Here is a 24,803-nt window from a genome sequence, read left to right as displayed (position 1 = left end):
CATGCTCCACGACACACCACTTATCACAACTATTGTTGCAGGTTTATGTTTAGCATTTCTCTTAGGAATGATTGCTAGCCGTTTACGGATTTCACCACTTGTAGGCTATTTGTTAGCCGGTGTTATTGTGGGACCCAATACAGGCGGATTTAAAATAGATTCCGTTATCATTAATCAACTTGCTGAAATTGGTATTATTTTGCTGATGTTTGGTGTTGGACTCCACTTTTCATTAAAAGATCTTTTATCTGTCAAAGCTATTGCTGTCCCCGCTGCTATTGCACAAATGGCATTTTCTACTTTTCTAGGTTTGTGCCTTGGTTTGATTATGGGATGGGGCTTCAGTGGTAGTTTGATCTTCGGCCTTGCTTTATCCATAGCAAGTACTGTTATCCTACTACGTGCTTTGCAAGAGCGTCATCTTATTGAAACAGAAAAAGGACGCATTGCCGTTGGATGGTTGATTATTGAGGATTTAGCAATGGTCCTTATACTTGTCCTCATTCCTTCCTTGGCAAGTGCCCTCAGCAATACCAAAAAAGAAGCGTTGGATCCTCTTGTTCAATGGTTGGATTTAAGTATTTGGGGTATTTTTGGTCTCACCATCCTGAAAGTGATCGTATTTATTGCACTTATGCTCATCATTGGGAGACGCGTTATCCCATGGCTTTTAAAAATGAGCGCACAATCGGGATCACGTGAATTATTTCGTCTTAGCGTTTTTGCTATTGCATTAGGAGTAGCTTTCGGAGCTGCTCATTTATTTGGTGTTTCTCTTTCTCTTGGTGCTTTTTTTGCTGGTATGGTCATGAGCGAATCAGAATTAAGCCACCGTGCCGCGGAAGAATCTTTACCACTGCGCGATGCCTTTTCTGTTCTCTTTTTTGTTTCTGTAGGCATGTTATTTGACCCAGAGAAACTCTTAACTCATTTTTTTCCTCTCTTGGCAACCTTATTCATTATCGTAATCGGAAAATCTGCTGTTGCCTTTTTCATCGTTAAGGCTTTTCGCTATTCTAATGCAACAGCTTTGACTATTTCTGCAAGCCTTGCCCAAATCGGAGAATTTTCCTTTATCCTTGCTGGTTTAAGTTTAAGCTTAGGACTTTTAAACAATGACGCTCATGATTTAATTCTTGGAGGAGCAATTTTTTCTATTTTGCTCAATCCTCTTGTTTTCATTGCCTGTAATAAAATTAAAAAACGTCTAGAAAAAAATTCTGCATCTTCACAAAATACCCAAACAATTATTGATATTGATCCACAAGATCCTGACCAAGATTTTTTACCGATGACCTTAAAAAATAACCATATCGTAATTATTGGCTATGGTCGTATTGGTAAATGTGTTGCATTATCTTTAATAAATAGAGGTAACCCTGTAGTGATCGTAGAAGAATCAAAACGCCTCTCTGATAAAGCGATTGCAGATGGCTTTGAGGCTATTTGCGGTAATATCATTCAACAAGAAATAATGAACGCAGCAAATATAAATAATGCACATAAAGTTGTTATTACAATGCGAAGCACCATTGAAGTAGGAGAATGTATCGTGAATATACGTGATATGAAGAAAGATATCCAGATAATCACACATGCATTATCCGACACAGAAACAGCATATCTCATTGATTTAGGTGCTGATGTTGTAGTAACGGATGATGAAGAAGTTGCCAATGGCATTATGGAGTATATAACGGAACGAAGATCTGTACAGAATGTGCTCAATCATGAAAATTTATAGAAAACATAAAATGGATAAAGAATCGTGAAAATAAAGCAATTTATATGGCCCTTGATTGGTATCTTAGCAATGCTGATATCTATTCGGATTCTTTATATGAAACTCTCTGCCATTTCATTTGGGGATGTATTGGAGCGCTTGAGCGATTTAAATGCACAGCACTGGTTACTAGCCTGTTTATGTTCCCTCCTAGCTTATGCTGCTCTTGCTGGATATGATCGAATTGCCCTACAACATCTAGGCCATAAAATTTCTTGGATTTTTATCGCTATATGTTCATTTACAACCTACGCTCTTTCACACAATATCGGTGCTTCAGTTTTTTCTGGTGCCGTTGTGCGCTATCGCGCCTATAAAATGAAAGGATTAAGCGGAACAGAAATCGCAATATTAGTAGGTTTTTGCTCTTTTACTTTTGTAATCGGCACAATCTTACTTTTGGGAATCGTTTTGGTGCTGCAACCCGAAATTATCACCCTCATTCATAAAGAACTTCCTGAATGGCTAGGGACAACGAGTGGAGCAATTTTACTCAGCTGTATAGCACTTTATACGTTTGGCAGCTGGCTTCAATTAAAACCCTTACGCTTGGGTAAGAAAATTAAACTTTCCTATCCACGGTTGAAAATTGTTATTCAACAGCTTCTCATTAGCCCTCTAGAGCTTTTAGGAGCAGCAGGAATTATATATGCTGTTCTCCCACACAACGCAGATATTCATTTTATCTCTGTTCTTGGTGTTTTCCTAGCATCTTTTACGATAACTCTTCTCTCCAATGCTCCAGCAGGAGGAGTAGGAGTTCTTGAAGCTCTCTTCATAACAGGCATGCCCAATATAAATCCAACCGATGTTATTGCAGCACTTATTGTCTTTAGAATGTTTTATTTGATTATACCGCTCATCATTTCATTATTTGTGGTCGCCATTTTTGAAGCGCATCAATATTGGAAAAGAGCCTCCAAAACACCACCTGAATAAATAAAAGGCTATCAACGACTTCTTTTTTGTGTGCCTATAAAGATTATCATCCATGCTAAATTCGATTGTAGATGTAAATAAACACAATCATTACTTGTGTTTATCTTTTTTATATTGAAACTTGAAGGTCCCCTTTTATAAGAATCTTACTTTACAAAAAGCATAGAAATATTTATCTATTTTCCTTCAAAAAAACTCCCATAGACTTGAATATTAAAAGGACTATTTCATTATGTAATCGATTTTTATGTTGGATAAAACACATCATTGCAAAAAACAAATGCTCAAATTAAAAACCTCTATCTGAAAATAACTTCATTTTATTATTAAAAAAAGAAAAAGTATATAAATCAAGAATACTTAACCCTTTTAATAAAAGAATTTTTCCTGAACGATCATATAAAAATACAAGGAAAAACTTTACGAAATTTTCATCTCTCAGTGCTCTTCCCCATTACACAGTAACACCCGTAAATGGTATAATAGTAAAGCCATTGTTGCACCATCATCTTTATACTTAATAAAAGAGCAAGCCTGCACCATTATACTATTTTTCCAATGTTGTGATAACTTTTGACGCTTAAGAACGTTAATAAGAATCATTTTTATGCTTTTCTTCAATAGTCTTTATCCACACGTTAATCTCATTTATAACGCAAAAGTAATAATTTTAATTAATTCATTATAAGAGGGATTGAAACAAAAGAAGTTTATGACAATAAAGTTTTTTAAAAAATAGTAATTAATTATTATAAATAAATATATTATAATGGTTCTGAGCAGCTTTCTTAATGTTTATCTTTTTAGCGGTTAAGCTAACGGGAAAACAGCATAACGTAACTGCACGGTTTAATATTTTAGAACTTGAATCCTTATTAAAGCTTATTTTCTATCGTTTAGCAGGTATTAGCTTTAAACCATTAAACTGATCTAATTTTATTTCTGTTATTTCCAGCTAATTACTTTGTTTTATCTTGATTCACCCTCTTCGAATACTGATGATTATTACAGAGATTTTTTGTTTAAGCGGGAGAGTTATCAAAAAATATCCACGCTGCTGACACAACTAAAATGTAACGTTTCTTCTATCTTTAAACAATATGCCCAAAATCCAAAAAATTTTAGTCAATTTATATTAAAAGAAGTGAAAACTGTTGATTTTTATACCCCTTTAAATAACACAATTGTCGGTAAGAAACTTCTCCTTACCAATTGCGATTTAAAAAAAAGAAACAATACGCATTAAAAGATCTTTAAGCCCCCTAAAAGTACAAAACCTGATGACTAAGCTATATCAACAATCTTTACTTTTACACAAACGCATATGGGAAAATCCTACTTCCCAATTTTATTTAGCAACTCGTATCTTAAAAAAATTTACGCAATCAATACGTTATTTATGGTATCAAATCAAATGGTGGGTGATGAGGGGATCGAACCCACGACCCGCTGATTAAGAGTCAGCTGCTCTACCGACTGAGCTAATCACCCATAAGCTTCCCGAAAGATGAGAATGAGCGTTTCTATAACGCTCCTAAGGATGGATGTCCAGATATTTTGTTGTTTGTTATATAGACTCATTGTCTGTAAGGTTAAAAATATGATATTCACCACTTGATCTTATATAAAAATAAACCCATTATAGGAAGCTTTATAAATAAATGTTCTGATTGTTATACAGAACCTACAGTTGGAGGATTATCGAGCATAATGCCCGAGCAAAATTTAGAGGAACCTTCTTGTGGTTGTAAGCGGGATGGGGCGTCATTTTGTTTTATCAATAATCACATGCATTCAAGCAATATTTTGCTGTTTTTTTCGTTGAATATAAATTTTTTTACATTCAATATTCATGATCCAATATACGAATAAAAGCCTATGAATTTTTTTTGTCAATCGCGCGCTTTTAAGCTTCTAAAAGGTGAGGAATGATGGAATGGATCACTGATCCCCATGCGTGGTTTGGTTTGATCACGCTAGTTTTTCTCGAAATTGTTTTAGGAATAGATAACCTTATCTTTATTGCAATTTTAGCTGAAAAATTACCACTGCATTTGCGTGACCGCGCACGCTTTCTAGGTCTTACTTTAGCATTAATTATGCGGCTCTTCCTTCTTACAGTTATAGGATGGGTTATGAGACTCGATAGGGTAATTCTTTCACTTTCATCTTTTATCTTTAGTTGGCATAGCTTTATTTTAATCGGTGGTGGAGCCTTTTTACTAGCAAAGGGAACGCTAGAATTACATGAAAGGTTAGAAGGCGTATCACATGAAAGAAAAACAGGCGTTGCTTATGCTGTTTTTTGGCAAGTAATTGTTCAAATCGTGGTGCTGGATGCCGTTTTTTCACTAGACAGTATTATTACCGCAACAGGTATGATTGCAAAAGAGCAGGCAACAGTTATGTATATCGCAGTCATAGCTGCTATGGGAGTAATGATGTGCGGATCTGGTGTTCTTATGCGTTTTATTAATCGTCATCCCACTATTGTAATTCTCTGTCTTGGTTTTTTGATGATGATTGGTTTTACTCTCATTGTTGAAGGATTTGGTTTTCATATTCCCAAAGGGTATTTGTATGCTGCTATTGGTTTTTCTGTTCTCATCGAAGCTTTTAATCAAATTGGACGTCGTAACCGTGAAAAAATGATTAAAACAAATGATCTACGCAGTAGAACAGCTGATGCTGTTTTGAGGCTCTTAGGAGGAGGAAGTAAAGATAGTCATCTTGCTGAGACTGTAGATGTTATTGCTGAACAGGCTGCAGCTTCTGAGTTGTTTAGACCAGAAGAAAAGGAGATGATTCGTGGTGTTCTCGATTTAGCTGATCGCCCTGTTCGCTCTATCATGTCGCCGCGTAATGAGATTGAGTGGTTAGATTTAAATGCTGATGAAAATGGAATGCGTGAAGAATTACAAAAGGTTAAACATAGCCGCTTAATTCTTGCGCGTGAAAAAGTAGATGAATTTGTTGGCGTTGCGTTGACAAAAGATCTTCTTTTGAACTTGGCTGAGGGGGAAAAAATTAATTGGAAAAAAGCTATGCGAGAACCCCTCGTTGTTCATGAAAATACAAGTGTTTTACGATTGATGGAGCAATTACGTCATTCTTCGATTCAGCTTGCAATTATTGTTGATGAGCATGGATCTTTTGAAGGAATTGCAACACCAACCGATATTCTTGAAGCTATTGCAGGAGACTTTCCTGATGACGATGAAGAACTCATGATCGCAGAACAACTTGAAAATGGCAGTCTTCTTGTTGAGGGATATGCTGATATCCGCCGTTTAAGTGGTTATCTTGGGCGTAACCTTGTGGATGAAGCAGATCGTTATACGACTCTGGCAGGCTTTATGCTTTGGCAGTTTGGTCATTTACCAAATGAGGGAGAAAGTTTTGAAACTGATGGTTTACACTTTAAAGTGATTGAAATGGAACGCCGAAACATATCTAAAATCCTTATTTCTCCAATTGTCTTACCAGAAAAAAGCTAATTCTTTTTATAAGCAAGATGAATAAAAAGATTTTTTTATGATTAAAAATTGAAAAGAATAAGAAGTTGATGACTTAATTGCATTTCATTATTTTTATATTTTTTAAGCGTAAGGTAATGAACATACAAAAGTTATGTTATCAATAAACTTTCCATTATAAAAATTTTCATTGATGGTTTACAAAAAGCTGTAAGAGAAAAAATGATGCAAAATTATTTGTCAATGGTCATTAATCTCAAAAATTATGAATATATACAACATATTGATTTATTATAACATTAGCTTCACATCAAGAAATCATCTTTCAAACATCAGATTTCCGCCAATGGATAGAACTTTGCCATTGTTGGGTTCACTCAACTGATAATGGCAGCGTTAAACTAGACTCTGGTTCCTATAATTTTTTGAGACCTTCTTGATATTTCTTATCTTTTGTTTCGATAAATTTAGCTATTTTTTTCCTTCCAAGAATAAAGCTCCACCTCTCTGGAAAGCTCTTATTAAGAACTTTGTTTTTCTTTCAGATGAACTCATATTTTTTGCTACTTTTGCAATTAAAGTGTAGCTGAGTTGCTTAGATTTCACTACTTCTTTGGCTAAAGCCAATGCACGTTCAAGATGAATCTGTTGGGTATTTTCATCAAAGCCTAAATGATCCCCTGCACTGAAACTTTGATAATAAGATTGTAAGGTTGCAACATCACCCAATAAAGCCAGTGCACCAATATAAAGTAAGCTATAACCTGCATCATCTATCTTGATAACCTTATGTGCCTCAACTTCACTCTTTTGCCAAGGTAGTGCTCCATATCTGGAATAAAAGCATTTATGAAGATCAATTTTTTCCATCGCCCATTTCAAGACATAATCAAGCTCTAATTCCAACCAATCCGCATATATTTCTTCTTCACAAACTCTCAACCACTTTTTATCAAAGTCAAGTTTTAGATCTTGTAAATGCTGAGAATTGATAGGGATCAATTACCATGCAGGCAGCAGCTAAAATACCAGTATTAATCGAAAATCCAACATCAAATTGCGGATAAACTTTGATAATTGCGTCATTATAAAGAACTTGTACTTCACGATCTGGTAGTTGATAACGTACTGAATAATTATCTACCTCTTGAATTTTTTCAACAGACCAATCAAGATTTTTGAAGAGTGCTGTTGCACTCTCCATGGCTAAAAAATTCTTTGCTCTACCTCAAAAGAGGTTGTATTCATATCAAAAGTCAAAAGCGAAGCAGATTTTTGCAAATAAAATTGATAATGCCGTATAAGAGAATAATCTTATCATAAAAAATACACAACAAAGTCAATAGTTTGTGTGAAATTATTTTATATGAATTCCATTTAGAATTCACACTTTATACGTGATTCAATTGACCATTTTTTATAAACAATTGCCATGTATGAATAGACTATAAAAAGCAAATTATGATGCAAATCTTATAAGACATGTCCACATTCAAATGAAGTGAAAAGCAGCTATCATTCATAACAGTTCATAAATTTTATGATACGTTTTTATCACACATAAATCGCATACGCTTAAAGAATATAGTATGGGTTTTTCTTTTTTTGAGCAAAACCTTAAAAGAAATAATCATTTGAAGCTATTATAAGATAGATTTTAATTCATTAAAAACACATAAAAGGATTTAAAGACAAGTCGATTTTAAAGCACCGCTTACTAAAAAGTTAGTAAATGACAAGCAGGTATTATATAGATACTATCATCACAACAGGTAATAAACAGGTATTATATTGATAATATTATGTCTTATGAAATCAAAAGTCTTTTAATGATATAACGCAAGCAAACAAGTAAAAAACATTTTAAAAGAGGCATTTTGATAATGTGCTTTGTTTCAAATGCCCCCCTCAAAAATGAAGGTGTTATTCTTGATACGTTTTATAGCCATAAATAAAGTGTTTATAGGTTCTGTAATTCAAATGAGTGATTAAAAATCATACCTGTCATTTACGTTCCTTTTGATAAGTTTTAATCAATAAAATAGAGCGCTTGCAATATGATACGTTGTATATATGCATTCATTATAGATTTCTTTTGTATGATCTGTAGAACCTTTATTTAAAAGCCGCGTCATATCAATTGGCACGACTTTCTTTTATGAATTTTCTCTTTTATGATGGGTTTATAGCCATCAAAAAGGCGCTCCCCACGCCTGTCATTTATTCTGTTTATCAATCTTGACAACGTTATCACTTTCATAAACCTCAAATTTTATGGGAACCGAATATAAATCGCTATGTCTTTTTATTCTTGCATTGCCATATACATTACCTCTAATCACGAAATAACCAGAGATCTTGGCATTGCCATAAATCTTGCCATATTAACAACAGCATGATCATAAACCTCGGCATTGCTATGAATAGCTACACTACCGGATAATTTTGCATTTCCATAAACCCGTGCATAATGATAAACTCAAACCTTATAAGAAAGATGAGCATTGTCATAAACATGAGCACCAAAATACACGCGAGTTTTATCACATATAAGGGCATTGCCATACACATAGCCACCAATGGCAGCATAGCCATTGCCCCTTGCATTTTCATAAACACGACCAGATTTTACAACACAGGCATATCAGCAACTCAGCAATTGCCATCATGAAAGATGGTTGCTTTCATTTTCAATAAAACCATCTAGATCACTTTTTTACATCACCAAAATCTTTTAAAGCACGAATGCGATATAATATATGGCCAGTCACGAAATTCATTTGATTGGTCAATTTATATTTTTTGGATGGTTTTTTCTTATTAACAGAAGCGATTTCATTTTCAATAGAAGAAATAACGGGGGTGTTTTTTGCTATCGTTGTTATAATTAAACCTGTATGTTTTTAAAAGTTTTGAACAGACATTAAGCCGACTTCAAACCAAATGTTTGTCGCATCAAGCGCCCTATTCAAACTAATAATAACATATTCATTACCTAGTAGAATACCAACTCCTACACCTGCATAAAGCGAAGCAATAATCCGCCTATTATGGCTATGCTGCATGACCATAATAGAACCCAAAACCATCATTGCTGCACTCGCAACACAAGAAGCAAATCGGATCAAAAGGACCAAGTGTTAACGCCATGGAAATAATAAGTGCACTCATTACTATAGCTGCACAAGATAGGCATGTGAGGAGCAAGAGATATATTCCCAATTCTGCCAAACGTAAAGAACATACTCCCAACTAAATAACCACCATAATTAGCGCTAGCTATATAAAAAGGTTGATTAAAGATAAACAATCCCTCATCCAATATAACCGGCAATATTGGTGTATAGAGAAATCACCCGATACCCATTCTCAAAACCATAAGAACCATACCGAATACAGCGTTTTGAAATAATTCAAATCTTGACGATTATTTTTATCCCTATTATTATTCCTTTAACTGGTGATATTCCTCATCCGCGTTCCATTTCACCATAACAGCCTTTAGCTCCCAAAATAGAATAAAAGCAAATTTAGCTATCTATTTTAATGCTCAAAACAATATATTTAGCGATCTACTGTCAAAATTGCCAGATCAATTATATAATAACATATTGAATTAATATGTATTTTTATGTTATAAATGTTATAATTAAATTGAAAGCATATTTAGATAATCTTGCTTTTTTATCTCGATATTCAAAATGACTAATCGAAAAATTATATACGCAACCGTAAACTTTACTTCTCTTAAAATCATTTTCTTATTCGCTATAAAACTTAATAAACAACTCAAATGACCATTTTCATAAAAGAGGAAATTGGCTTTTTTTAGGTAATATTGTTATTTAGGATAATATGAAGTTGAAGAATTTGGTGCACCCGACAGAATTCGAATCTGTGACCTCTGCCTTCGGAGGGCAGCGCTCTATCCAGCTGAGCTACGGGTGCTTCAAACTGATTATTAAAATCAGTTATGGTCTTTTAACCAATCATACTCTTAGCTTCAATGCTAAATTATCATTTTAATAAAAAATTACTTGTTTGTAGCTTATCTAACAACACACTCCTCTTACTTTTCAATGATACTTTACCTTGAAATAACTTCTCTTTATTCAATGCTCTTTTTATTATAAAAAGAGCTTTTGTTACAACTTCAAAACTCTCAAAAATAAGTTACAACATACATTATAAATATCAGGATAATTTTTTAATGACTACATTACCAAGTCGCTTTCATTTTATTTCCGCAGAAACTGAGGACGCTATCAAAGCTACCCATAAATTAATTTCCGTTTATGGTCATTCTTCTCTGGAAGAAACTGATATTGTTGTTGCAATCGGTGGTGATGGGACAATGTTACAAACCGTACGAGACGTCATGAACACAGGCAAACCTATTTATGGTATGAATCAAGGTTCTGTAGGATTTCTTATGAATGAATTTCATGAAAAAAAATTACCCAATCGTATTGCTGTCGCACATAAAAAAGAAATTCATCCCCTGCGCATGATTGCAAAATCTGAATGTCAAGATTCTATCGAGGCGCTTGCAATTAATGAAGTATCCCTCTTTCGGCAATCTTATCAAGCCGCAAAAATTCGCATCACCATTGATAACAACGTACGCATGGAACAATTAAGTTGTGATGGTGTCCTCGTCGCTACACCAGCTGGATCAACCGCCTATAATTTATCAGCACAAGGACCTATCTTACCTCTTATGGCCCCCCTTATGGCCCTCACTCCCGTTAGTCCTTTTCGCCCTCGGCGTTGGCATGGAGCTTTGCTTCCCAATACAGTAATAGTGCGCTTTGATATGCTTGAACCTGACAAACGCCCTGTCAACGCTGCTGCAGATAATATTGAAGTTAAATCTGTTCATTCAGTTACTATTTCAATGGCAACAGAAGTAACAGCTTCAATCCTTTTTGACTCAAATCATTCATGGGATGAGCGCATTTTATCAGAACAATTTCGCTATTAATGATTGTATTATGCGTTTTATATGTATATGATTGTTATAGTTAGTTTTTTTGTGAAAACATCTTAACACTTTTTAAGAGTGTAGAATATTGGTTATAATCATCATTTAGATAGCGCAGTTAAAATCACAGAGCAATTGATAAAAAAATGATACCATCTTTAAACAGTTTTGATGATTTAGGTCTTTCCGCAAAGGTTATTAATGCGGTGAAATCAGCGGGATATACAACTCCAACACCTATTCAAAGTGAAACAATTCCGCATGTCCTTCAAAGAAAAGATGTTTTAGGAATCGCCCAAACGGGAACAGGTAAAACCGCTTCTTTCGTATTGCCTATGCTCACTCTCCTTGAAAAAGGTCGTGCAAGAGCACGAATGCCCCGTACGCTCATCTTAGAACCAACACGAGAAATTGCAGCTCAAGTTGAAGAAAATTTCGATAAATACGGAATAAATCATCGTTTAAATGTTGCTCTTTTGATTGGTGGAGTTTCTTTTGAACTCCAAGATCGCAAACTTGAACGGGGAGCTGATGTTCTTATCGCAACGCCAGGACGCCTTCTTGATCATTGCGAGCGCGGTAAACTGCTCCTGATGGGCGTTGAAATCCTTGTTATTGATGAAGCTGATCGCATGTTGGATATGGGCTTTATTCCTGATATTGAACGCATCTGTAAGCTAACTCCTTTTACGCGTCAAACTTTGTTCTTTTCTGCAACAATGGCACCAGAAATTACAAAATTAACGAAACAATTTTTACATTCTCCTGTATCTGTTGAAGTTACAAAAGCATCCTCAACCGCAACCACAATTACACAGAGGCTCGTCAAATCTGGAAGTAAGTCATGGGATAAAAGAGCTGTTTTGCGAGAACTTATTCATAATGAAGGTGCAGAGCTTCAAAATGCAATCATTTTCTGTAATCGAAAGAGAGATATCTCTGAACTTTTTAGATCGCTCATCAAACATAACTTTAATGTAGGGGCACTTCATGGAGATATGGACCAATATTCGCGCATGAACACCCTAGCTGATTTTAAAAATAATAAACTTACACTTCTTGTTGCTTCTGATGTTGCTGCCCGTGGACTCGATATTCCAGCTGTAAGTCATGTCTTTAACTATGATGTTCCTACACATGCTGAAGACTATATCCATCGAATTGGTCGTACAGGGCGTGCAAATCGTAGCGGAAAAGCTTTTACAATTGTCACAAAAGCTGATCAAAAATATATCAATGCCATTGAGGAAATGAGTAATGAAAAAATTGAATGGCTCAATGGAGATCTCTCAACTTTAATAGTCGATGATCAAACAGAAGATATTGTTGTAAAGAAAAAATCTTCAAAATCATCAAAGAAAACTGCTCCCAAAGAGCCTGTTGCTCACACTAAAAAATCTGTAGAAGAGAATAAAACAGAATATATCAAAAATGCAAATAATAAAGAGAAACCCTCTGAGCACCAACGCCCACGAAAAAATAAGAATTACACGCCCCTTGGATTTGGTGATGATATTCCTGCTTTCATGCTTATAAAAACGTGTAAATAAATCCGTTCTTTACTCTCTTGAAGAGTGAAATGAACGAAATGCTTTAAAAAAAGCCGCTCTTATTTCCTAGAGAGTCTTTCTGCTATCTTTTCACGCCCTAAAAGCTGCAAAATTTTTCCCATTTCAGGTCCATGATCCATGCCTGTAAGTGCCTGACGTAATGGCATAAATAAAGCTTTTCCTTTTCGACCTGTTTTTTCTTTTAATGCTGTTGTCCAAATTTTCCAACTTTCCTCCTTCAAAGCACCTTCAGGTAAGAAATCGAGTGATTGGCGCACAAAAGCACGATCCTCTAGTGTCACTGTATCAAAATTCTGTTCATCATGAATGATTTTCCACCACAAAACAGCATCATTGACTTTATTAATATTGCTTCTTATCGCGTTCCAGAAATATTCCGCCTTATCTCCCTCAATAGAAAGTTTTTTAAGGCGCATTTTTACTTCCTCATAGGTTAACTCATGGACAAGATGACTATTCAAAGCAAGAAGATCAGCAATATCAAATTTTGCAACGGATCTTGACGTATCTTGGAGATTAAAATGCTCTAAAAGCGCTGCTTGATTAGGATAGGGATGCACATTTTGCGATGTCCCAATCAAAACGGCAAGGCATTGAACAGCTATAGATTCAAATCCTTCTTCCCGTAGAGAACGAATAGAAAGATCATTATTACGTTTTGAAAATCCTTTTCCTAAAACTGTCGCCAATAAATTGGTATGAGCAAAAACCGGTAATTCTGCATTAAGAGCTTTAAAAATAGCAATTTGAGCGCCTGTATTTGTAATATGATCATCCCCACGAATAATATGCGTAATAGCCATATCTACATCATCAACAATAGAGGGCAATGTATAAAGATAGCTTCCATCTTCACGAATAAGAACAGGATCTGAAAGAGAAGCCAAATCAATCGTCTGCTTTCCCTTTATTGCATCATTCCAGCAAACTTCTGTTCGCTTTGTTTGCAAAGGATCACTTTCAAAATTAGGAAGAAGAAATCGCCAATGGGGTTTACGACCTTGAGATTCAAAGTTTTTTTTCTCTTCTGCTGTCAATTTTAATGCTGCACGGTTATAAATAGGAGGCAATTTGCGTGAAAGCTGGATTTTACGACGTCGCTCTAATTCTTCTGCAGTCTCATAACAGGGATAAAGAAGCCCGCGTTGTTTGAGAGTTTCCGCAACTTCATCATATCGATTAAATCGCTTAGATTGATAATAAATTGAATCTGGTTGAATACCAAGCCATTCAAGGTCAACAGCAATAGCATCGATATATTCTTGTTTAGAACGTTCAACATCTGTATCATCATAGCGCAAAATAAATTCTCCCTTATACGCTTGCGCATAAAGCCAATTGAAAAGCGCACTACGGATATTGCCAATATGAATATAACCTGTTGGAGAGGGAGCAAAACGAACTTTAACCATAAAATAATACTCAATTTTTATCGCGAAAATGATTGACTATGGGATAGCGACGATCGCGTCCGAAACTCTTGTAACTGATTTTTACACCGAGTGCAGATTGTCGTCTTTTATATTCGGCACCATAAAGAAGCTGTTCAACTTTCTCAACAGTTTCCCGTGAATGCCCACGTTTAATAATATCACAAATACTCATGTCATTTTCTACAAGAGATTGCAAGATATCATCTAGAATAGGATAAGGCGGAAGAGAATCTTCATCTTTTTGATTTTCCCGCAGCTCTGCAGAAGGCGCTTTTTCTATAATATTGGATGGAATGACAATCCCTTCTGGTCCTCTCAAATTGTGCAAGTGATTTTTATTGCGCCACTCAGCTAATGCATAAACCTGCATTTTATAAATATCTTTAAGAGGATTAAACCCGCCATTCATATCACCATACAGTGTCGCATATCCTACAGCCATTTCTGACTTATTGCCTGTCGTTACCACCAATGAACCGAATTTATTTGAAAGAGCCATTAAAAGTGTACCGCGTATACGACTTTGAAGATTTTCTTCTGTTATATCAGGGGGTAAGCCTAGAAAAACTGGCGTCATTGTCTTTAAAAAAACTTCAACAGCTTGCTCAATCGGTATTATTTCATAGTGACATCCTAGAAGTTGTGCACATTCTTTAGCATCTTTTAACGATTCTTGTGAAGTATAGTGATAAGGCATCATAATGGTGCGAACTCTCTCAGAGCCAAGAGCATCCACCGCCATTGCCGTACACAGGGCTGAATCAATTCCTCCTGAAAGACCAAGAATAACATCCTTAAAGCGATTTTTATTAACGTAATCTCTCAAACCTAAAACACAAGCTTGATAATCGGCCGCTAATCCATTGAGAAGACTTTCATTAGGACCTGAAATACAGTGCCATCCCGTCGTTATTTTTTGCCAATGGCTTAAAGCAATATGGCTATCAAAGTGCTTCATTTGAAATATCTTTTTTCCTTCTCCATTCAAGGCAAAAGACCCACCATCAAAAACGAGCTCATCTTGACCACCAACTTGATTAGCATAAATAATTGGTACCCCAGATCGTAGAGCTTGCGTATGAACAACATCTATACGTTTTAAGATTTTATTACGATAGTAGGGAGATCCGTTAAGGACAAGAATAATTTCCGCTCCTTTATTACCAAGCTCCGCACAAAGTGAAGAATCATTCCAAATATCTTCACAAATCACTATTCCTAGTCCTACCCCACGATAGATAAGAGGCTCAGGTCGTGGGCCTGAAGAAAATAAACGCTTTTCATCAAATTCAGCATAATTAGGTAGATCAAACTTCAAACTTTCGGCAATGACTCGCCCTTCATCAAGAAGCATGACACCGTTGTAAATATTGCCATTGCGTCTTAATGGAAGACCAATGACAATTCCTGGTCCGCCTACGGTTATCTTTGCTAATTTCTTAACAGTCTCTTCACATGTTTTTGTAAAAGCAGGTTTTAGAACAAGATCTTCCGGCGGATAAGCGCTTACAAAAAGTTCCGTGAATAAAACAAGATCAGCCCCCTCTTCTTTGGCCTTTTGATGTGCCATGACAGCCAAAGAAAAATTCCCCTCAATATCACCAACTATAGGATTTAATTGGGCAATTGATACCCGAAAATCATTTTTCATAAGCCTTTGTATCATTTCATCAGTTTAGCAACCACAACTTTATTCTTCATCATCAGGAAATATCACTTTTTTAAAAATTCTCTTCTGCCATAATGACCTAAAAGTATATTAGGAAATTTTTTCCTACCCACCAGCAGCAATTCCTAACGAATCAGTCACACGATTTTTTTTAAGGAGTTCAGCAACAAGAAAAGCCAATTCTAACGCTTGATCTGCATTTAACCGTGGATCACATTGCGTATGATAACGATCAGATAAATCGTCTACAGAAATAGCATGCGCCCCTCCTGTACATTCAGTAACATCACGACCTGTCATCTCAATATGGATGCCTCCTGGATAAGTTCCCTCTCCATGATGTACTGCAAAAAAATTCTCTACTTCTTTTAAAACATAATCAAAGGGACGCGTCTTATAACCATTGGCAGTAATCGTATTGCCATGCATTGGATCACATGACCATATAACCGCACGCTTCTCACGTTCAACGGCACGGATGAGTTTAGGCAGATAACTTTCAACTTTATCATACCCAAAACGCGTAATGAGAGTAAGCCGCCCCAGCTCGTTTTCTGGATTTAAAATATCAATTAATTTTAAAAGCTCATCAGACTCAATGGAAGGACCACATTTTAATCCTATAGGATTTTTAATGCCGCGACAATATTCAACGTGAGCATGGTCAATCTGACGTGTACGATCACCAATCCATACCATATGACCGGATGTTGCATACCAATTTCCTGAAGTTGAATCAATCCGAGTCAAAGCCTCTTCATAACCAAGCAAAAGTGCTTCATGACTGGTATAAAAAGATGTTTCACGCAATGAAGAATGTGTTTTGGATGTAATCCCTATAGAACGCATAAAATCAATTGCTTCAGAAATACGCTCTGCCAATAATTCATAACGTTCCCCCTGCGGACTGTTAGAAACAAAACTCAACATCCATGTGTGTACATTTTCTAAATTAGCATAGCCACCTTGTGAAAAAGCACGCAATAGATTAAGTGTTGCCGCAGATTGGCGATAAGCCATAGACATCCGTTGCGGATCTGGAATACGAGAATCGGCTTCAAACTCAATGCCATTAATAATATCCCCCCGATAAGCAGGAAATTCAACTCCCTCTTTGCTTTCGATATCAGAAGAGCGGGGCTTTGCAAATTGACCAGCAATACGACCAATTTTAACAACCGGTTTAGAACTACCAAAGGTTAAAACAATCGCCATTTGCAAAAATACACGAAAAAAATCACGGATATTATCAGCTTCATGTTCTGCAAAGCTTTCGGCACAATCACCACCTTGCAATAAAAAAGCTTGTCCTTTTGCAACAGCTGCTAATTCATTTTTTAAATCACGTGCTTCACCAGCAAAAACTAAAGGAGGATAACTTCTCAGTTTTCGTTCAACATCTTCTAACATAGACTTATCCGGATAAGTCGGAACTTGTTTAATTGGCCTTGTTCTCCAAGAGTCAGGTGCCCATTCTTTTATCATTACACTCTCTCTAAAGATTAATCTTACAGATTGGCATATCAAAAGCTTTTTACCGCAATATATGCTGTTTAACTTTCTATTTTCTTCCCATTTTCATATATATAACTTGGTTTATACATCGTTACCAATTCTTCTGCCATCGTTGGATGCACTGCCATCGTTTCATCAAAGATATCCTTCGTCAGCTTTCCTTTGAGAGCTATCCCAATAAGCTGTGCCATCTCACCAGCGTTTTCCCCTAAAATATGAGCGCCCACAACAATACGGCTTTCACCATCAACAATGAGTTTCATAAGCATTTTCTCTGAACTATCAGAAAGAACATTACGCATAGGACGAAAAACTGTACGATAAATTTCAAGACGCTTATAACGACGTACCGCATCTTCTTCTGAAAGACCAACTGTTCCAATCTCTGGCTGAGAAAAAACTGCCGTCGTAATTAAATCATAATCAGGTGTCGTGGGAATATTCTCAAACGCAGTCTTCACGAAACACATTGCATCATGAATCGCAACAGGTGTTAATTGAATATGACCTGTTACATCACCAACAGCCCAAATGTGGGGTACATTCGTTGTCATTCTTTCATCAACAACAACTGCACCAAATTCATCCACTTGAACACCTGCTCGCTCAAGTCTTAAACCTGTTGTATTTGGTACACGCCCCGTAGCCAACATAATCTGATCGGCACTAATCGTTTGCCCATTTGATAAAATAACTTCATAACAATTTTCTGCAGCCTGCACTTTAGAAATTGTTAGGCCATAGAGAATAGAAATCCCTTTTTCAGTCATTTCATCGCTGAGCAATTGACGCAAATCATGATCAAAACCACGAAGGATTAAATCACCACGATGGAGCAGCGTTGTTTTTACACCTAATTCATGAAAAATATTAGCAAATTCAACACCAATATACCCTCCACCAACAATGACTATTGATTTTGGGAGTTGATCAAGGTCAAAAATCTCATTAGAAGTGAGGCAAAATCCACCGCCTTCTATGGAAGTATTTGGTGCAACTTTTGCCCCTGTTGCAATCAAAATTTTTTCTGCACTTACCCGCTCACCCGTGGCAGAAAGCTCTAATGTGTGATCATCTACAAAAGTAGCACGACTTTCATAAATATGCACATTGTTATTCTCTAATCCCTTACGATACAGCCCTTCTAATCTTGATATTTCTTTATTTTTAGCTGCAACCAACTTCTCCCAACTAAAAATTGGATCCGCATATTTCCACCCAAAACCAACACTTTTCTTAAATTCTTTTACATATTGTGATGCATAAACATAAAGTTTTTTGGGAACACAACCACGAATAACACAAGTGCCCCCTATCCGATATTCTTCTGCTATAGCAACTCGCTTACCAAGTCCTCCAGCAAGCCGTGCTGCACGCACTCCACCAGAACCACTTCCAATAACAAATAAATCAAAGTCAAAAGAGCCCATGAATTATTCCTTCTTATATACCTGCAAGAATAGGCTAAGATCATTTATTATCAAATGAAAGTCTTTTCTTCTTTTGAAGAAGCATTTTTTATAAATGCCGTATTCTAAAAAGACCTACTCTCATTAAAATATTAAAAACGGCGGAAAAACCGCCGCTATTTAAAAAATCAGAAATTGCCCATTGGTTGTCATGATATCAATCAAGCTATTTTTTATTTTCTGAAGATTCTGATTTTATAGGTATATTTGTAGGCATAGTAGAATTATTCAAATTAAGTATTTCAGACATCTCTTTTTTCACATTTTCTACAAGATCCCGCATAAGCGCAGAACGCCATACATCAAACGCTGAATAAGAATCACGTGCGATATTGGGGACTTCTGTCAAAAACTTTTTACCGGTATCAGAACTGTAGAATGCTGTTATTGCATCAAGCTCTTTTTGAGTAAAATATTTTGCATATACATGAGCAATCTCTTTTTCTAGATCAGAGCGCCTTTTAATTAAAGCAAGCGCCTGCTTATCAACAATATCAGAAATAGCCTCTGCCAAATTTGGATCATCCCTCATCAGTGCAGTTTTAAGATCATCTACCGCATTTGGTAAAAAACTATCAAACTGATCTGTTGCGTGAATGGCACTTATAGCTTTTCTAGCTGAAGCTAAATGTTGATCGCTCACACCTTGTGCATAAGCCATTCCAATATTCACAATAAAAATAGCAATTGCACCAAAATATACGACAAAACGCTGAAAAGAAAATATTATTCTCATTTAATGATTACCCCGATCGCTAATTATAATTTTAATTCGTTTTCTATCTAAAATCTTTAAGATCTTTTTTTACTGTGCTAACATATCGTCATGAAACTGTCTTCTCTAAAAATCAAAAGATTCTAAAATTTTTGTTTGACCATCGGCCATAGCTACAATTGCACGTGAAGCCAATCCCAAAAAAAGGCCATGCTCAACAACACCAGGAATGGCAAGAAGTGCGTCCGATAATGGTTTTGGTTCCAAAATGCAGCCCCAAAATGCATCAAGAATAAAATGACCACCATCTGTTTCAAAAGGATTTTTTCCATTCATTCGCAATACAATTTCTCCAGAAAGCCCTAAGTCATCAGCGACTTTTTCGATGGCTCTGCGTGTTGTATGGATACCAAATGGATTAACTTCAATTGGTAGTGCAAAAGCACCAAGTCGTTTTACCACCTTTGTTTCATCAGCAATGACAAGCATTGCACGGGATGCCGATGCTACAATTTTTTCATACAACAATGCTCCCCCTCCACCTTTAATGAGCATCATCTCAGGACCAATTTCATCTGCTCCGTCAATATCAAGATCCAGTTCAGGTATTTGTTCTAAAGTGCTAACAGGCACTCCAAACTTACGACAGAGTTGTTCAGAATATCGTGAAGTAGCAACACCAGTCACTCGCAAACCATTCGCAACACGCTCACCAAGAAGACGAATAAATTCATTGACTGTCGAACCAGATCCAATACCAAGCCGCATACCATCTTCAATAAATTCAAGCGCTTTAATAGCTGCCATTTTTTTTAACTGCTGAACATCCATGAATGACTTTGCCTTTTATCCGTATAAGCAGCATTTATCATCCTTATTACCACCGATAATAATGATAATAAAAGATAACCTCTTGACGCAATCTATTTAAATTTACCATCATCTTTTTCTTGAAGAGATGTTACTCGTTATACAAATATATGATAAGAATAAAATAGAATAATCAACAATTATCTTTTTTATTTCTTTGAGAAAATTTGTTAGCATTTTTCTCATTCAATAAGAATTTTTGATTTATCTTGTGCTATCAATAGGATGCACATATTGATTTTTTTTGAAAAATTTAAAATGATCAGATATAAAAATCATCTATTTCTAGAAAACTGTAGGTTATTATCTCGTTTCAATGACTTTGATAAACTTACTAATTTAAATACCGCAAAATTTTATCAGAAAAGTCTTCTATTATTTTTTGTTTTATCATTATCCAAATGTGAAGCAAAATATGATAGATTATATTTTTTATGAATGCTGTCTGTGCATATTCCATGGTCTATGAAACCCTAGCGAAGACCAAATAATATCTCCACCTTTGGTCATCATAACGCTTCCTCGTGATAACAATTGTTGAGGCGTAAATATTATTTTTGCCTTCTTATAACATGTTGGATTACGCATTACAAATGTCTGAATGAGAATATCTGCCTCTACACATTGATCTGTTTCTCTCTGTAAAACAACCACTTTTAATCCATTCTCTAATAATGACGTACATACATGATAATCACAAATAAATTGTCCGTGCAATGAAGGACCATATTTTGTTGGTTTAATCGTTTCATTCACACGAAATGACTTTTTCCATATGGATGTCGTGAACTTAGAAATATGGTAACGATCAATATATAATTTTTTATCATGGATAACGCCCACGAGACGCATATTATCTGCTATAATCAGTTGTACAGGTGAATGCATTACACAAATAGAAATACCAGCCAAAATAAACAAACTAAAAAAGAGCCGGATGGGTGTTTTGCAAAAAGTCAGTCCAACCAAGCCTATACTCAATAAAACCAACGCAGATAACGGCATAAAACCAGGATTCAAATCAGGAGAAATAGCCTTGATAGCATGCGCAATCTTTATCACAAGATCAACACCAAACCCCATAATTTGAAGGGGAAGCCATTCGAATCCTCCTAACATTGCGAGGACTGCAATTAATCCAAAAGGAATGACGAAAATTGAAATGACAGGCAAAGCAAAAGCATTACTGATAATGCTCAAAGATGCCGTATTAGAAAAATGATAAGCAGCATAAATTCCACTTGCACTCCCTGCAACAAGGGAAGAAGCACATGTTGAAAGCATCGATAAGAAAGCAAAATTTATCACTCCTCCTCCAACATAAGAGGGAGTTGTTTTTCTTTTACGAAAAAATGATCTTCCACTCCACCAATCAAAAAAAGCGATCAAAGCAGCAGTCGCAGAAAAGGACATTTGAAAGCTAGGACCTAATATTTCATGGGGTGTCATCGCCAGGGTTATCAACCCTGCAATAGAAAAATTACGCATTGTTATAGCAGAGCGATTACACAATATAGCAAACAACATAACAGCAATCATCACAAAACTTCTTTGTGCTGATATTGCTAAGCCCGACAATAACAAATAAAAAGCTGTTATCATAAACGCAACGATAGCAGCAAATTTTTTACTGGAATAATAGGAAGAAAAAACTGGAAAAAATGCTAAAAAACTACGGATACTCAAAAGAACTATGCCGCTTAACAACGCCATATGTAAACCTGATATTGATAAAATATGGGCTAATCCAGCCGTACGTAATGCTTCATTTGTCTCATTTGAAATGCCAGCACGCTGCCCTGTTATGAGAGCAGCAGCAACACTCCCCTTTTCTCCTTCAAGGGCTATACGGATTCTTTGTGTCATCTTCGTGCGTAAATTTTCAATTTTCTGTAGAATGATAGCGAATATTCCATCAGGCTGCGAAACCGATATTTTTCTTGGTTTTCCTAAATAAACGCCTTGTGCCCCAATTCTTTTAAAATAATTATGAAAACTAAAATCGTAGCCTCCTGGACGCACTGGCCCAGAAAATGCACGAATCTTAACTTTCCCATATAGTCCATCACCAATTGCTAAGCCAGATGGCAAATATCTTGCCGATAAACGAATACGATGAAGACTATGGCATAATATGGGCTTTTCTGTACTCAAAACATCCAAAACTAAACGAAATCCCCCTTTGGTGCCTGACTCAATAGAAACAATTCTTCCCGTCAATGTGGTGACGATGTCACTGCTTAACATGGGTGTTGCAATACGCCACGTTTCTATTTTTGCCGCCAAAGCACCCAATATAATACAAAACAAAAATCCCACGGGAATCCATATTTTTCGATAAAAACGTGCAACATAGAATATTCCCAGAAAAATACTGACCAACGCCCCCAATTGTCCCCAACTTGGCTCCCACTCTAAATGAAAATAAAAAATGATTCCTAGGGCAAAAAAGACTAAAATCAGCGAAAAAAGGATACCAAAAGAAACTTCTTTATTGATACAATCTTCTAGCCATTTGCGAAAACGAATGATTACTTCTTTTGAGAGTGTCAATAAAAAAAGTTTTTGTTGGTTATAACTACCGTTCTTTGCATCATCATATCTAGAAAAAATACTCTGCCCTATTTGACATGGCTTTTTTCTTTCTGTAACAGATTTTTCGGATAAACCCTCTTTAACTTTACTTTGATAAAACATCCGCCCCCCACTTTAACTCGCAATAATGGCTATTGCACACCCCATCACCTATGCTAACATGATTTTTCTATAAAGTTCTATAAGTAATATCTCAGTTTAAAGGAAAATATTTCGTGTCTGTTATTACTCGTTTTGCCCCTTCACCCACTGGCTTCCTTCATATTGGTGGCGCTCGTACTGCTCTTTTTAATTGGCTTTATGCAAAACATACCGGTGGAAAAATGCTTTTACGAATTGAAGATACGGACCGAGAGCGCTCAACAGCAGCAGCTGTAAAAGCTATTATAGATGGCTTGCACTGGATGGGGCTTAGTTATGATGGCGCCCCTATTTCGCAATTTGAACGTGCTGAACGTCACCGCCAAATCGCCAAACAGTTGGTCGAAAATGACAAAGCATATTATTGTTATGCTTCACCTGAGGAGTTAGCTGAAATGCGTGAAAAAGCCCGTGCAGAAGGGCGCCCACCACGTTATGATGGACGTTGGCGGGACCGTGATCGTTCTGAAGCTCCTAAAGGTATTAAGCCTGTTATTCGCATCAAAGCCCCTGAAGATGGAGAAACGATTGTACATGATCGTGTTCAAGGTGATGTTCGTTTTCCTAATAAAGATCTCGATGACTTTATTATTTTGCGTTCTGATGGTTCGCCTACCTATATGCATGCTGTTGTCGTTGATGATCATGATATGGGCATTACACATATTATACGTGGTGATGATCATCTTACCAATGCTGCCCGACAAATGATCATCTTTAAGGCAATGGGATGGGACATTCCTGTTATGGCACATATTCCTCTTATTCATGGTGAAAACGGTGCAAAATTATCAAAGCGACATGGTGCACTCGGTGTTGATGCCTACCGAACAATGGGATATCTTCCTGCTGCTTTGCGTAATTACCTTGTCCGTTTAGGTTGGAGTCATGGTGATGACGAACTGATGTCGCTTAAAGATATGATTTCTTGGTTTGACATTGAGGATATTAACAAAGGTGCTGCTCGTTTTGATCTCAAAAAGCTCGATTCCATCAACGGACACTATATGCGCATGAGTAATGATCAAGAACTTTTTGATGCCGCTCTTAATATTCTACCAGAAACCGATAGGGGAGCACAAATTATTGAAAGACTTGATGAAAAACGCCGTGTTCAATTTTTAAAAGCAATCCCGCATTTAAAAGAACGTTCAAAAACACTGTGCGAACTGATTGACAATGCCTCCTTCATTTTTACGCAACGACCTTTACAACTTGATGAAAAGGCACAAATGCTCTTAGATAAAAATGGACGAACCATTTTAAATGATCTTTATCTTGCCTTGAAAGCTTGCCCCTCTTGGGATACAAAAACCCTAAATGAAACACTGCGCTCTTGTGTACAAACACAGAATCTCAAATTTGGATCTATCGCCCAACCACTGCGCGCAGCTCTTACAGGATGTGTAACATCACCAGGTGTTTTGGATGTTCTTATTTTATTAGGACGCGATGAATCCCTTAATCGCATCAAGGACCAACTTATCACAACAATATGTTCATGATGTGTACTGAGTATATTTTCTCAAATAGGGATCTATACAGATATCTCAACGTGCCCTAGAAGAGTTTTTATGTTATATCATTGAAATACATTTTTTATTGAGTAATAATGATCAATAAGGAAATATTTTAGATTGCAT

General features: G+C 36.2%; 17 protein-coding genes, 2 tRNA genes and 1 pseudogene. 6 read left to right on the top strand and 14 right to left on the bottom strand.

The genetic code is table 11. The features are described from left to right. Position 1 precedes the first annotated feature (1 nt). Positions 2 to 1,744, top strand: coding sequence for a YbaL family putative K(+) efflux transporter (gene ybaL / locus ACFIKO_RS06295; protein ID WP_375620093.1), 1,743 nt, complete (start codon positions 2 to 4; stop codon positions 1,742 to 1,744). Positions 1,745 to 1,768: 24 nt separating this feature from the next. Further along, positions 1,769 to 2,722 carry a YbhN family protein gene (locus tag ACFIKO_RS06290; RefSeq protein ID WP_375673533.1) on the top strand — a complete coding sequence of 318 codons (954 nt, stop codon included), beginning with the start codon at positions 1,769 to 1,771 and terminating at the stop codon, positions 2,720 to 2,722. Between the two features lie 1,415 nt (positions 2,723 to 4,137). Here ACFIKO_RS06290 and ACFIKO_RS06285 read toward each other — a convergent pair. Further along, positions 4,138 to 4,213 (bottom strand) — tRNA-Lys (locus ACFIKO_RS06285). Between the two features lie 437 nt (positions 4,214 to 4,650). Between ACFIKO_RS06285 and ACFIKO_RS06280 the strand changes: the two genes are divergently transcribed. Next, a complete protein-coding gene (locus ACFIKO_RS06280; protein ID WP_375673532.1) occupies positions 4,651 to 6,219 on the top strand; it encodes a TerC family protein in 1,569 nt (522 codons plus the stop codon). A 450-nt stretch (positions 6,220 to 6,669) separates the two neighbouring features. Here the strand turns inward: ACFIKO_RS06280 and ACFIKO_RS06275 are convergent, their stop codons facing one another. The 6 genes and pseudogenes from ACFIKO_RS06275 to ACFIKO_RS06250 form a co-directional block, all read right to left on the bottom strand. Continuing rightward, positions 6,670 to 7,104: a DUF6990 domain-containing protein gene (locus ACFIKO_RS06275; protein WP_375673531.1), complete on the bottom strand. Its 435-nt coding sequence runs from the start codon at positions 7,102 to 7,104 to the stop codon at positions 6,670 to 6,672. Positions 7,105 to 7,156: 52 nt separating this feature from the next. Further along, a complete protein-coding gene (locus tag ACFIKO_RS06270; RefSeq protein WP_375673530.1) occupies positions 7,157 to 7,402 on the bottom strand; it encodes a hypothetical protein in 246 nt (81 codons plus the stop codon). A 1,012-nt stretch (positions 7,403 to 8,414) separates the two neighbouring features. Beyond that, positions 8,415 to 8,978: pseudogene (locus tag ACFIKO_RS06265) on the bottom strand (hypothetical protein). A gap of 123 nt (positions 8,979 to 9,101) precedes the next feature. Next, complete coding sequence (locus ACFIKO_RS06260) at positions 9,102 to 9,335, bottom strand: YbfB/YjiJ family MFS transporter (protein ID WP_375673529.1); 234 nt, start codon at positions 9,333 to 9,335, stop codon at positions 9,102 to 9,104. Continuing rightward, positions 9,323 to 9,508 carry a hypothetical protein gene (locus ACFIKO_RS06255; protein ID WP_375673539.1) on the bottom strand — a complete coding sequence of 62 codons (186 nt, stop codon included), beginning with the start codon at positions 9,506 to 9,508 and terminating at the stop codon, positions 9,323 to 9,325. Before ACFIKO_RS06255 ends, ACFIKO_RS06260 begins: the two co-directional genes overlap by 13 nt. Before the next feature lie 561 nt (positions 9,509 to 10,069). Further along, positions 10,070 to 10,146: transfer RNA gene (locus ACFIKO_RS06250), tRNA-Arg, on the bottom strand. A gap of 262 nt (positions 10,147 to 10,408) precedes the next feature. On the opposite strand from ACFIKO_RS06250, the gene ACFIKO_RS06245 reads away from it, so the two are divergent. After that, on the top strand, positions 10,409 to 11,182 hold the full coding sequence (locus ACFIKO_RS06245) for an NAD kinase (RefSeq protein WP_012755068.1): 774 nt from the start codon (positions 10,409 to 10,411) through the stop codon (positions 11,180 to 11,182). A gap of 146 nt (positions 11,183 to 11,328) precedes the next feature. Then, positions 11,329 to 12,732 (top strand): DEAD/DEAH box helicase, encoded by a 1,404-nt coding sequence (locus ACFIKO_RS06240; RefSeq protein WP_273788120.1) that lies wholly within the window; start codon positions 11,329 to 11,331, stop codon positions 12,730 to 12,732. A gap of 59 nt (positions 12,733 to 12,791) precedes the next feature. Here the strand turns inward: ACFIKO_RS06240 and gltX (ACFIKO_RS06235) are convergent, their stop codons facing one another. The 7 genes from gltX (ACFIKO_RS06235) to ACFIKO_RS06205 all read right to left on the bottom strand — a co-directional run bounded on the left by gltX (ACFIKO_RS06235) (position 12,792) and on the right by ACFIKO_RS06205 (position 23,121). Then, positions 12,792 to 14,165: a glutamate--tRNA ligase gene (gltX, locus tag ACFIKO_RS06235; protein WP_375673528.1), complete on the bottom strand. Its 1,374-nt coding sequence runs from the start codon at positions 14,163 to 14,165 to the stop codon at positions 12,792 to 12,794. 10 nt (positions 14,166 to 14,175) lie between these two features. Continuing rightward, positions 14,176 to 15,837, bottom strand: a complete 1,662-nt coding sequence (locus tag ACFIKO_RS06230) for an NAD+ synthase (protein ID WP_375673527.1) — start codon at positions 15,835 to 15,837, stop codon at positions 14,176 to 14,178. 123 nt (positions 15,838 to 15,960) lie between these two features. Continuing rightward, positions 15,961 to 17,340: a class II 3-deoxy-7-phosphoheptulonate synthase gene (locus ACFIKO_RS06225; protein ID WP_375620085.1), complete on the bottom strand. Its 1,380-nt coding sequence runs from the start codon at positions 17,338 to 17,340 to the stop codon at positions 15,961 to 15,963. Between the two features lie 68 nt (positions 17,341 to 17,408). Then, complete coding sequence (gene gor, locus ACFIKO_RS06220; protein ID WP_375673526.1) at positions 17,409 to 18,800, bottom strand: glutathione-disulfide reductase; 1,392 nt, start codon at positions 18,798 to 18,800, stop codon at positions 17,409 to 17,411. Positions 18,801 to 19,005: 205 nt separating this feature from the next. Next, complete coding sequence (locus ACFIKO_RS06215) at positions 19,006 to 19,575, bottom strand: DUF2059 domain-containing protein (protein ID WP_375648405.1); 570 nt, start codon at positions 19,573 to 19,575, stop codon at positions 19,006 to 19,008. A gap of 105 nt (positions 19,576 to 19,680) precedes the next feature. Further along, positions 19,681 to 20,385 carry a ribose-5-phosphate isomerase RpiA gene (gene rpiA, locus ACFIKO_RS06210; RefSeq protein WP_375673525.1) on the bottom strand — a complete coding sequence of 235 codons (705 nt, stop codon included), beginning with the start codon at positions 20,383 to 20,385 and terminating at the stop codon, positions 19,681 to 19,683. A gap of 471 nt (positions 20,386 to 20,856) precedes the next feature. Next, positions 20,857 to 23,121 carry a ComEC/Rec2 family competence protein gene (locus tag ACFIKO_RS06205; protein WP_375673524.1) on the bottom strand — a complete coding sequence of 755 codons (2,265 nt, stop codon included), beginning with the start codon at positions 23,119 to 23,121 and terminating at the stop codon, positions 20,857 to 20,859. A gap of 113 nt (positions 23,122 to 23,234) precedes the next feature. Between ACFIKO_RS06205 and gltX (ACFIKO_RS06200) the strand changes: the two genes are divergently transcribed. Continuing rightward, positions 23,235 to 24,665, top strand: coding sequence for a glutamate--tRNA ligase (gltX, locus tag ACFIKO_RS06200; RefSeq protein ID WP_375673523.1), 1,431 nt, complete (start codon positions 23,235 to 23,237; stop codon positions 24,663 to 24,665). The last annotated feature ends 138 nt before the right edge of the window (positions 24,666 to 24,803 follow it).

Origin of the sequence: Bartonella sp. TS82HLJMH (assembly GCF_042193495.1) — a bacterium.
GTDB classification, from domain to species: domain Bacteria; phylum Pseudomonadota; class Alphaproteobacteria; order Rhizobiales; family Rhizobiaceae; genus Bartonella; species Bartonella grahamii.
The sequence above is the reverse complement of the archived record's forward strand: the minus strand, read 5'-3'. Positions and strand labels throughout refer to the sequence as shown.

What these genes read in the sequence shown, in the direction of transcription:
- ybaL (WP_375620093.1), top strand. Translation starts at nt 2, where the DNA reads ATGCTCCACGACACACCACTTATCACAACTATTGTTGCAGGTTTATGT.
- ACFIKO_RS06280 (WP_375673532.1), top strand. Translation starts at nt 4,651, where the DNA reads ATGATGGAATGGATCACTGATCCCCATGCGTGGTTTGGTTTGATCACG.
- ACFIKO_RS06270 (WP_375673530.1), bottom strand. Translation starts at nt 7,402, where the DNA reads ATGGAGAGTGCAACAGCACTCTTCAAAAATCTTGATTGGTCTGTTGAA.
- ACFIKO_RS06245 (WP_012755068.1), top strand. Translation starts at nt 10,409, where the DNA reads ATGACTACATTACCAAGTCGCTTTCATTTTATTTCCGCAGAAACTGAG.
- ACFIKO_RS06240 (WP_273788120.1), top strand. Translation starts at nt 11,329, where the DNA reads ATGATACCATCTTTAAACAGTTTTGATGATTTAGGTCTTTCCGCAAAG.
- gltX (WP_375673528.1), bottom strand. Translation starts at nt 14,165, where the DNA reads ATGGTTAAAGTTCGTTTTGCTCCCTCTCCAACAGGTTATATTCATATT.
- ACFIKO_RS06230 (WP_375673527.1), bottom strand. Translation starts at nt 15,837, where the DNA reads ATGAAAAATGATTTTCGGGTATCAATTGCCCAATTAAATCCTATAGTT.
- ACFIKO_RS06225 (WP_375620085.1), bottom strand. Translation starts at nt 17,340, where the DNA reads ATGATAAAAGAATGGGCACCTGACTCTTGGAGAACAAGGCCAATTAAA.
- gor (WP_375673526.1), bottom strand. Translation starts at nt 18,800, where the DNA reads ATGGGCTCTTTTGACTTTGATTTATTTGTTATTGGAAGTGGTTCTGGT.
- ACFIKO_RS06215 (WP_375648405.1), bottom strand. Translation starts at nt 19,575, where the DNA reads ATGAGAATAATATTTTCTTTTCAGCGTTTTGTCGTATATTTTGGTGCA.
- rpiA (WP_375673525.1), bottom strand. Translation starts at nt 20,385, where the DNA reads ATGGATGTTCAGCAGTTAAAAAAAATGGCAGCTATTAAAGCGCTTGAA.
- ACFIKO_RS06205 (WP_375673524.1), bottom strand. Translation starts at nt 23,121, where the DNA reads ATGTTTTATCAAAGTAAAGTTAAAGAGGGTTTATCCGAAAAATCTGTT.